2 protein-coding genes and 1 pseudogene are annotated in these 1,629 nt (G+C 60.7%); 2 read left to right on the forward strand and 1 reads right to left on the reverse strand.

Features of this window, described 5'->3' with window-relative positions; all coding sequences use genetic code 11:
• Nucleotides 1–122, reverse strand: a 122-nt coding sequence (locus ACRC1E_RS14035; protein ID WP_438515710.1) for a type II secretion system protein, incomplete at its 3' end; no start/stop codon positions are given.
• A 216-nt stretch (nt 123–338) separates the two neighbouring features.
• Between ACRC1E_RS14035 and ubiU the strand changes: the two genes are divergently transcribed.
• Nucleotides 339–1,346: a ubiquinone anaerobic biosynthesis protein UbiU gene (gene ubiU / locus ACRC1E_RS14040; RefSeq protein ID WP_438515709.1), complete on the forward strand. Its 1,008-nt coding sequence runs from the start codon at nt 339–341 to the stop codon at nt 1,344–1,346.
• A gap of 41 nt (nt 1,347–1,387) precedes the next feature.
• Nucleotides 1,388–1,629: pseudogene (locus ACRC1E_RS14045) on the forward strand (U32 family peptidase); the annotation flags it as partial.

The following is a 1,629-nucleotide window of genomic DNA, read 5'->3' on the forward strand; positions in this document are numbered from 1 at the left end:
GCAGCCATCACGGCCACAATCGCCAAAATAGATAGCGTCACCATCATCTCGATCAGGGTAAAGCCATTTTTCATGGCGGGACTCCTGTGGGCCGGTAGGCAGGATCGCGGGAAGGTATACATTACCTGATTGTATATCCTTAACAGGCAAAATATTCACATGGCAAACACGGTGCTGTTAAAAAATAGGGTGAAACTGCAACACGGCTCATTCGCTACCCCCTTGCTACCCCCTTGCTAGCCGCAACAGCCGCCACCTGCCTCCCCCTTGACCCAGAACAAGTCGCACTCCATCCCATGCTGTTACCGTGGGCGGGTTTATGATTACGCTAGCCTCGCATGCCTAAGCTACCCGAACTGATCTGCCCCGCCGGCAGCCTGCCCGCGCTCAAGACTGCCATCGACCATGGTGCCGATGCGGTGTATATGGGCCTCAAGAACGAGACTAATGCCCGCAATTTTGCCGGACTGAATTTCGACGAAAAATCCGCCACCGCCGGTATCCGCTATGCACACGACAAGGGGCGCAAGGTGCTGATGGCGATCAATACCTTTGCCCAGGGGGTCGATATCTCGCGCTGGCAGCGCGCCGTCGATCAGGCGGCCGATCTGGGAGTCGATGCGGTGATTCTGGCGGATCTGGGGCTGATGGATTACGCCAGCCGCCGCCACCCGAACCTGCGCCTGCATATGTCGGTGCAAAGCTCGGCCACCAATTACGAGGCGGTGAACCTCGCGCACGAGCTGTTCGGCGTGCAGCGGGCGGTGCTGCCACGGGTGCTGACGCTGGATCAGGTCGGCCATGTGATCCGCAATACCAAGGTGGAAATCGAGGTATTCGGTTTCGGCAGCCTGTGCGTGATGGTGGAGGGGCGCTGCCTGCTGTCCAGCTACGCCACCGGCGAGTCGCCCAATACCCACGGCGTGTGTTCGCCGGCCAAGTTCGTGCGCTGGGAACAGCAGGGCGATGCCACCCGCGCCACCCTGAACGGCATCATGATCGACCAGTACGGCAAGGACGAGCCGGCCGGCTACCCCACGCTGTGCAAGGGCCGCTTCGAGGTGCAGGGCGATACCTATTACGCGCTGGAAGAGCCGACCAGCCTCAATGTGCTGGAAATGCTGCCGCAAATCATCGACATCGGCGTGGCCGCGATCAAGGTCGAAGGCCGTCAGCGCAGCCCGGCTTATGTGGCGCAGGTCACCAAGACGCTGCGCGAAGCACTGGATGCCGCTGGGCGCGAGATGCAGCGCTTTTCGGTCAAGCCGGCGTGGCAAGCGGCACTGGCCAAACTCGCAGAGGGCCAGCAGCAGACGCTGGGCGCTTACAACCGGCCATGGAAATAAGGCCGGGCCGGCCGCTACCGAATACTCCGATACGCACTCTTATGACCCCACTTAATCTCAAGCTGACTCTGGGCCCCATCCTTTTTTTCTGGCCCCGCGATACGGTTTTCAATTTTTACCAGCAGGCGGCAGACTGGCCGCTGGATACCCTTTATCTGGGCGAAGCGGTGTGCTCGCGCCGCCAGCAACTGCGCAGCAGCGACTGGATTACGCTGGCGCACCAGCTGGCCGATGCCGGCAAGGATGTGGTGCTAAGCTGCCAGGCGCTGCTGGAAAGCGAATC

The organism is Craterilacuibacter sp., assembly GCF_051659485.1.
In the GTDB taxonomy this organism is placed as follows: domain Bacteria; phylum Pseudomonadota; class Gammaproteobacteria; order Burkholderiales; family Chromobacteriaceae; genus Craterilacuibacter.

Excerpts from the sequence above, each read along its gene's own strand:
- ubiU (WP_438515709.1), top strand. The coding sequence starts at position 339 with ATGCCTAAGCTACCCGAACTGATCTGCCCCGCCGGCAGCCTGCCCGCG.